This is a genomic window from Streptomyces sp. SID5785 (genome assembly GCF_009870065.1).
In the GTDB taxonomy this organism is placed as follows: Bacteria; Actinomycetota; Actinomycetes; order Streptomycetales; family Streptomycetaceae; genus Streptomyces.
Map to the genome: position 1 here is coordinate 1 of NZ_WWIA01000854.1, position 7,793 is coordinate 7,793.

Annotated in this window: 6 protein-coding genes and 2 riboswitches; of the genes, 4 read left to right on the forward strand and 2 right to left on the reverse strand. The window is 74.1% G+C overall.

The window, feature by feature from the left end; genetic code table 11:
- Positions 1-2,325: a 5-methyltetrahydropteroyltriglutamate--homocysteine S-methyltransferase gene (gene metE, locus GTW43_RS27675; RefSeq protein WP_161304690.1), complete on the reverse strand. Its 2,325-nt coding sequence runs from the start codon at positions 2,323-2,325 to the stop codon at positions 1-3.
- Between the two features lie 159 nt (positions 2,326-2,484).
- Positions 2,485-2,708: riboswitch (cobalamin riboswitch) on the reverse strand.
- 97 nt (positions 2,709-2,805) lie between these two features.
- Between metE and GTW43_RS27680 the strand changes: the two genes are divergently transcribed.
- A complete protein-coding gene (locus tag GTW43_RS27680; protein ID WP_161304691.1) occupies positions 2,806-3,222 on the forward strand; it encodes an NUDIX domain-containing protein in 417 nt (138 codons plus the stop codon).
- Between the two features lie 64 nt (positions 3,223-3,286).
- Here the strand turns inward: GTW43_RS27680 and GTW43_RS27685 are convergent, their stop codons facing one another.
- Positions 3,287-4,069, reverse strand: coding sequence for a class I SAM-dependent methyltransferase (locus GTW43_RS27685; RefSeq protein ID WP_161304692.1), 783 nt, complete (start codon positions 4,067-4,069; stop codon positions 3,287-3,289).
- Positions 4,070-4,226: 157 nt separating this feature from the next.
- A riboswitch (cobalamin riboswitch) is annotated at positions 4,227-4,355 on the forward strand.
- A gap of 52 nt (positions 4,356-4,407) precedes the next feature.
- On the opposite strand from GTW43_RS27685, the gene GTW43_RS27690 reads away from it, so the two are divergent.
- Genes GTW43_RS27690 through GTW43_RS27700 form a run of 3 tightly spaced genes read left to right on the forward strand, consistent with a single transcriptional unit; the run spans position 4,408 to position 7,752 of the window.
- Positions 4,408-5,970, forward strand: a complete 1,563-nt coding sequence (locus tag GTW43_RS27690; protein WP_161304693.1) for an ABC transporter substrate-binding protein — start codon at positions 4,408-4,410, stop codon at positions 5,968-5,970.
- 1 nt (position 5,971) lies between these two features.
- Entirely contained in the window at positions 5,972-6,919 is a 948-nt protein-coding gene (locus GTW43_RS27695; protein WP_161304694.1) for an ABC transporter permease, read from the forward strand.
- Positions 6,916-7,752: an ABC transporter permease gene (locus GTW43_RS27700; RefSeq protein ID WP_161304695.1), complete on the forward strand. Its 837-nt coding sequence runs from the start codon at positions 6,916-6,918 to the stop codon at positions 7,750-7,752. The genes GTW43_RS27695 and GTW43_RS27700 overlap by 4 nt, the downstream gene beginning before the upstream one ends.
- Positions 7,753-7,793: the final 41 nt, after the last annotated feature.

Sequence of the window (7,793 nt, forward strand, 5' to 3'; positions counted from 1 at the left end):
TCAGCGGGCGCCGTCCGCCAGCTCGCCGCGGACCGTGCGCGCGGCCGCGACCAGGTGTTCCAGGGACGCGCGTGTCTCGGGCCAGCCACGGGTCTTCAGGCCGCAGTCCGGGTTGACCCAGAGCCGCTCGGCGGGGATGGCCTCGAGTCCCTTGCGCAGCAGGGCGGCTGCCTCCTCCGGGCTCGGGACGCGGGGCGAGTGGATGTCGTAGACGCCGGGCCCCGCCTCGCGCGGGTAGCCGTGCGCGGCCAGTTCATGGGCGACCTGCATGTGTGAACGGGCCGCCTCGAGGCTGATGACGTCGGCGTCGAGGTCGTCGATGGCCTGCACGATGTCGCCGAACTCCGCGTAGCACATGTGCGTGTGGATCTGGGTGTCCGGGCGGACTCCGGACGTGGTCAGCCGGAACGCCTCCGTGGCCCAGGCGAGGTACGCGGCGTGGTCGGCGGCGCGCAGCGGGAGGGTCTCGCGCAGCGCGGGCTCGTCGACCTGGATGACCGACGTCCCGTTCGCTTCCAGGTCGTCGACCTCGTCGCGCAGGGCGAGGGCGACCTGCCGGGCGGTGTCGGCGAGCGGCTGGTCGTCACGGACGAAGGACCAGGCGAGCATGGTGACCGGTCCGGTGAGCATGCCCTTGACGGGGCGGTCGGAGAGCGACTGCGCGTACGAGGTCCAGCGCACCGTCATCGGTTCGGGCCGGGAGATGTCGCCGGCCAGGACCGGCGGGCGGACGTAGCGGGTGCCGTAGGACTGGACCCAGCCGTGCTGCGTGGCGAGGTAGCCGGTGAGCTGCTCGGCGAAGTACTGCACCATGTCGTTGCGTTCGGGTTCGCCGTGCACGAGGACGTCGATCCCGGTCTTCTCCTGGAAGGCGACGACGTCCCGGATCTCGTTCCTGATCCGCTCCTCGTACCCGGCGGTGTCGAGGCGTCCGGCCCGCAGGTCGGCGCGCGCGGTGCGCAGCGCGGAGGTCTGCGGGAACGAGCCGATCGTGGTCGTCGGGAGCAGCGGCAGGCGCAGATGCGCGTGCTGGGCGGCGGCCCGCTCGGTGTACGGCTGGGAGCGGCGGGCGTCCGCGTCGGTCACGGCGGCGGCGCGGGCGCGCACGGCCGGGTCGTGGGTGATCGGCGAGTTGGCCCGGGAGGCGAGTCCGGCCTGGTTCGCCGCCAGTTCGGCGGTGATCGTGCCGGTGCCGAGGGCGATCCCCTTCGCCAGCGTGACGATCTCGGCGGTCTTCTGCCGCGCGAAGGCGAGCCAGCGCAGGATCTGCGGCTCGATGTCCCGCTCGGCCGAGGCGTCCAGCGGCACGTGCAGGAGGGAGCAGGACGCGGCGACGTCGACCCGGTCGGCGAGTCCGAGCAGGGTGCCGAGGGTGGCGAGGGACGTCCGGAGGTCGTTGATCCAGATGTTGCGTCCGTCGACGACACCGGCGACGAGCCGCTTGCCGGGCAGGCCGCCGACGGCTGCCAGCGCGTCCACGTCGGCGGCGGCCGCCCCGGTGAAGTCGAGGGCGAGGCCGTCGACCGGCGCCTTGGCCAGCACGGGCAGGGCGTCGCCGAGCCGGCCGAAGTAGGAGGCGACGAGGAGCTTGGGCCGGTCGGTGAGCGTGCCGAGGTCGCGGTAGGCGCGGGCCGCCGCGTTGAGCTCGGCCGGGGTGCGGTCCTGGACCAGGGCGGGCTCGTCGAGCTGCACCCACTCGGCTCCCGCGGCGCGCAGGTCGGCGAGGACCTCCGCGTACACGGGCAGCAGCCGGTCGAGGAGTGTGAGCGGGTCGAAGTCGGCGGCGACGCCGGGAGCGGGCTTCGACAGGAGTAGGTAGGTGACCGGGCCCACGAGGACCGGCCGGGCGGCAAGGCCCTCGGCGAGGGCCTCCTTCAGCTCGGCGACCTGCTTGGCGGAGTCGGCGGTGAACTCCGTGTCCGGGCCCAACTCGGGCACCAGATAGTGGTAGTTGGTGTCGAACCACTTCGTCATCTCCAGCGGCGCGACGTCCTGCGTGCCGCGTGCCATCGCGAAGTAGCCGTCCAGCGCGTCGGCGTCCACGGCGGCGCGGTGGCGCTCGGGGATCGCACCGACCATGACCGTGGTGTCCAGCACGTGGTCGTAGAGCGAGAAGTCGCCGGTGGGCACCTCGTGGAGGCCGGCGCCCGCCAGGGACTGCCTGGTGGCGCGGCGCAGTCCGGCGGCGGTCGCGCGGAGGGTGTCGGCGGTGACGCGGCCCTTCCAGTACCCCTCGATCGCCTTCTTGAGCTCGCGGTTCCGGCCCTGGCGCGGGTAGCCGTACACGGTGGCCCGTGCTGCCGCGGATGCGGTCTTCGTGGTCACGGAGTTCTCCTTCGAGAGACGTATCCCTGAGATCCCGGCGACGACACGGGAAGAAGGAGTGACAGACCGGCGGCGGACCCGTGCGCGGCAGGCGCGGTCGTTCGCTCGATGTGTACGCCGACCCGCCCACGAGGTCACCGGAATGTCCGTGCACGCGCGGGACGCGCACGGGCAGGTGGCAGGTCTTCGGACTCGCGGGCGCGCGCTCCCCGAGGGAGGCTCCTACTGGCCGTCGCTTCCCAGGTCCCGTTCCTCGGGCCCAGTGCGTGTGACGGCGGTCGTTCCCACTCACCGCTGCGGGGCAGTCCCGGATTCCCACCGGGTTCCCTCTTGCGACGCATCCCGCCTGGCGGACGGGGCGAACCAGCTGCACGCACCACCCTACGCGGCGCCGATCGAGCCCCGGTGGGGCGTCCGGGATCCGGACCGCGCGGCACGGGCGACTGTGCCGGCCCGACGGCCGGACCGCACAATGCAGGGATGGATCACGCAGTCATGAACGTCGTCGCCGCGGCCGTCGTCGAGGACGGCCGGCTCCTCGTCGTCAGCAAGCAGGCCGCACCGGACGTCTTCTACGTCCCCGGCGGCAAGCCCGAGCCGGGCGAGTCGGACGAGGAGGCCCTGCGCCGCGAGCTGATGGAGGAACTCGGCGTCACGCCGGGCCCGCTGGAACCCGTCGCGGTGATCGAGGAGACGGCGGCGCTGGAGGGCGTCCCCATGCGGCTCACCGTCTTCTCGACGACACTCGTCGGCGAACCCGTGATCGCGGCCGAACTGGCCGCCCTGCGCTGGACCGACGGACGGGAAGCCGACCTGCTCCTGGCCCCGGCCGTCGAGCGTCACCTGGTGCCGCTCCTGCGCAGCCGGGGCGCGCTGGCCCCGCCGGACGCCGGGTGACACGGACGGCCCGTATGCCCCCGGCCTCCGTGTGCCTCCGGACCCGGCCCGCCCCCGGCGCGGGTCAGCGCAGCGCGGCCACCAGCGCGTCGCTCGCCGAGCACCACACCTGACGCGCCTCGCCGAAGCCCCGGTCCAGCAGCGTGTCGAGGTGCCAGCGCGTCGTGGTGGGACGGTCGCGCCGCCGCGGATCCGTCCGGCGTTCCCGCGGATCACCGAGCAGGGCGAAGCGCCGGGACGCGTCCTCCGCGAGCACCGGGTCGGCCGCCGCCTCGCCCCACCACGCGGCCCAGTCCAGCGCTCCCGCGTCCCGCTCCTGCTCCTGACGGCTCGTGTACAGCGCGCGGAGAGCGGCGTTGATGCGGGGCGCGGACTCGTCCGCCATGTGGTCGGCGTTCAGGAAGACGCCGCCCTCCCGCAGCAGTCCCGCCAGCGTGCCGTACAGCCGCTCGAGCGGCTCGGTGTCGAGCCAGTGCAGTGCCGTGGCGGTGACCACGGCGTCGTAGGACGCCGCAGGGAGGAGCCCGGTCCACGCCGGCGCGGTCAGGTCCGCCTCGACGAAGGTGACGCGTGCGTCGCCGTCGAAGTGACCGCGTGCGATCCGGAGCAGCAGCGGATCGATGTCGACACACGTGACCTCGGCGCCGGGGAGGCGGCGCAGCAGCCGGTCGGTGATGCTGCCGGTGCCGCACGCCAGGTCGAGCACCCGGGGCGCTCGGCCCACCACGGCCTCGACCGTGTCGACCATGACCCGGAAACGCTCCTCCCGGTCGGGCATGTACCACTCCTGCTGGCGGTCCCAACTGTGCTGCCAGGACTGCCAGTCGGACAGGGGCGTCGCTGTCATGGGGACGGAGGTTCCTCTCGACGGGGGCGCGGGCGCGCCGGTCCCCATTGTGAGAGGAAGGCCCGGCGGGTCCGCACCGGGGTGCCGCCGGGCGGACGGGACCGGGGTCGTGCCGCTCTTCCGCCGTAGGCCACAATGAGCACACAAGGCGACGGGGACCAGGAAGCCGGTGTGATTCCGGCGCGGTCCCGCCACTGTGACCGGGGAGCGATCCTTCTGCACGCCACTGTCCGCGAGCGCGGCCGGGAAGGCGGAGGCGAGCGACGATCCGGGAGCCAGGAGACTGACCCGTCGCCGGTCTGACGTCAGGGGCGAGGACACCCCGGAGAGGATCGACCGTGACGACGCATGCCCCGAGGCGACCGGAGCACCGGCCGCAACCCGGCAGAAGAAGCGTCCTGGCCGCGGGCGGGGCGCTCGCTCTCGGCGCCTCCGGGCTGCTCACCGGCTGCGGCGGCGACACGAGCGACGGAGGTGCGGGCGACCGCTTCCGGGCCGCGTTCACGTCCGGCGGCTCACAGGAGACGCTCGACCCCCACGTCGCCCCGAACTTCGTCGACCAGGCCCGCGCCAAGGCGCTCTACGACACGCTCGGCACGTACGCCGACGACATGTCCGTGCGCAAGAGGCTGGCGGAGTCCTGGGAGAGCGACGCCTCCGGCACCCGGTGGCACATCCGCCTGCGCGCCGCCCGCTTCCACGACGGCAAGCCGGTCACCGCGCGCGACGTCCTCTACAGCTACCGCCGCGCCGCCGACCCCGCGGTCGGCTCGCCCTCGCAGGTCCTGCTCTCCGCGATCGACTTCGACGCCAGCAAGGCGGACGGCGAACGGGGCCTCGTCCTCGTCCTCGACGCGCCGAACTTCGAGTTCCCCACCGTGTTCGCCGGCCCCGGCACCGAGATCGTCCCGCACGGCACGACCGACTTCCGTGAACCCGTCGGATCCGGGCCCTTCACCTACGTGTCGTTCACACCCGGCGGGACGGCGCGTTTCCGCCGCTGGGCCGACCACTGGGACGGCGCGCCGCACATCGCCGAACTGGAGATCGTCCCGGCCGACGAGGAATCGGCGCGGCTCGGCGCCCTCCTGTCGGGGCAGGTGCACTACGCCGCCGACATGGCGGGCGCGTCGGTCGAGCGGCTGAAGAAGGACGGTTCGACCCGGCTGCTGACCGCCGAGCGCGCCACCGCACAGCAACTGCTGCTGCGCACCGGCCGTGCGCCGTTCGACGACCCGCGCCTGATCCGCGCCGTGCAGCTCGGGATCGACCGGGCGGCCCTGGTCCGTATCGCGCTGGCCGGACACGGCGAGCCCGGGAACGACCTGTTCGGCATGGGCCTGCGCGGCTACCCCGACGCTCTCCCACCCCGCGAGCGTGACGTCGGCGCGGCCCGCAGGCTCGTGCGGCAGGCCGGTGCGGACGGGCTGCGTATCACCGTCGAGACCAGCTCCGTCGACGCGGCATGGGAACCGGCCGCCGACCTGATGGCGCGCCAGCTGCGGGAGATCGGCCTCAGGCTGACCGCCAACACCCGCGCGTCCAGCACGTACTTCAGCGAGATCAAGACCAAGGGGGTCGCCGCCTTCAACACGACCTCCACGCTGCCCGTCTCGGACTTCCTCCAGCAGCGGGTGCGCGGCGGGGCGGCGCGCAACCAGACCCAGTACGCCTCGAGGACGTTCGACGCCCTCCTCGACCGGGCCCGCACCACCCGCGAGGAGCAGGAGCGGCTCGGCCTGCTCGCGCGCGCCCAGAAGATCGCCCGCGACGAGTCCGGACTGCTCGTGTGGGCGTACTCCGACGCCAACGACGCGATCGCCCGGTCCGTCCGCGGGCTGCGCGCGGCACCGCCCAACTCGCACGACTGGGCCTGCTTCGACCGGGTCCGCCTGTCCTGACGTGCGCGGCTACATACTGCGCCGCTGCCTCCTCGCGCTCGTGCAGAGTCTGGTGGTGCTGGTCGCCGTCTTCGCGGTCGGCGCCCTGCTGCCCGGGGACACCGCCGACGTGCTGCGGGGCGAGCTCGGCACGCCCGAACAGGTCACCGCCCTGCGGCGGCAGCTGGGCCTGGACGAACCGGCCTGGCCCCGCTTCTGGCACTGGCTCGGCCGGCTGCTCACGGGAGACCCGGGACGCTCCCTCACGACGGGGCTCCCGGTGGCGGACGACATCGGCCGACGGATCGGGGTGACGCTGCTCCTCGGCGTCCCGGCGCTCGTCCTCGTCACGGTGCTGGCGCCGCTCCTCGGGACGTTCTGCGGCCTGCGCGAGGGCAGCCGCGCCGACCGGGCGCTCAACGCGGCCACCGTGCTGCTGCACGCCGTGCCCGAGTTCGTGCTCGCCCTGCTCCTGGTCGCCTCCGTCTCGCTCGCGGCCGGGCTGCTGCCGGCCACCGCCGTCGGCATGGACGCCGCCGGGCTCCTGCGGCAGCCGTCCGTCCTGCTGCTTCCGGTCGTCGTCCTGACGGCCCGGCACCTGTGCGACCTCGCCCGGCAGATCCGGGCCGGGGTCGCGAGCGAGCGCCACGGACCCGTCGCCGCCCACCTGCGACTGCTCGGCGTCCGGGAGCGCACCGTCGTCCTCGGCCACGTCCTGCCCAACGCGCTCGGGCCCGCGGCCCAGCAGTACGCCCGCTGTGTCGAGGGCCTCCTCGGCGGCGCCGTCCTCGTGGAGGCGGTCTTCGGGTTCCGCGGTCTGGGCGACGGGTTCGTCGAGGCCGTGCAGAACCGCGATCTCCCGCTGGTGCAGACGTACGCGCTGCTGTTCACCGGCACGGCGGTCGTGGTGAACCTGGCCGGTGACCTCATCGCACACCGCCTCGCCCCGCGACGGGAGCTGGCCCGGTGAGCGCCCCGGAGAAGGCGCGTACCCGCGGCGCCGCGGACGCCGCGGCGCGCCGGCCGTGGATCGCCGCGTTCCTCCTGGCGATCCCCGTGGCGGCGACGCTCATCGGACCGCTGCTCGGGGCGGACACCGCTCCGCAACCGGACGCGCTGCCTTCGCAGCCCCCCGGCGGCGGGCATCCGCTCGGGACCGACGTCCTCGCGCGCGACGTCCTCTCCCTCGTCCTGCACGGCGGTGGCTCGGTCCTCGCCGGCGCCCTGGGTGCGCTCCTCGTCGGCCTGGTCGCCGGCGTGCCGCTCGGGCTGCTCGCCGCGGGACCGCGGCGCGTGCTCGACGAGACCGTGATGCGCACGCTGGACCTCGTGCTCGCCTTCCCCGGGCTGCTGGTCCTGATGACCCTGGCGGCGACGGGCCACCGCGGCCGGTCCTGGCTGGTCATCGTGACGGGACTGCTCCAGGTGCCCGCCGTCGCCCGACTGGTGCGGGGCGCGGCCCTCGCGCCGGGCTCCCGGACCGTGGTCGAGGCCCTGCGGATGCAGGGCCACGGCTGGGCCTACATCCATCTGCGCCACCTGGGACGGCAGGTGGCGGCACCGCTGGCCACCGACGCGGCGGGCCGGTTCGCGGTCGTCCTCTACCTGCTGGCGTCCGCGAACTTCCTCGGCCTCGGGCTGCCCGCCTCCTCCCCGGACTGGGCGGTGCTCATCGAGCGCAACAGCGACGCCCTGTTCACCCAGCCGGCCGCGGTACTGGTGCCCGCGGCGCTGCTCACCGCGCTCTGCGTGGGGAGCAACCTGCTCGTCGACCGCACCCTCGCCCGCAGGAGGCCGAGGTGAGCGGCACGGACGCACGGACACTCCTCGAGATCCCGGGGATC

Excerpts from the sequence above, each read along its gene's own strand:
- GTW43_RS27680 (WP_161304691.1), top strand. The coding sequence starts at position 2,806 with ATGGATCACGCAGTCATGAACGTCGTCGCCGCGGCCGTCGTCGAGGAC.
- GTW43_RS27685 (WP_161304692.1), bottom strand. The coding sequence starts at position 4,069 with ATGACAGCGACGCCCCTGTCCGACTGGCAGTCCTGGCAGCACAGTTGG.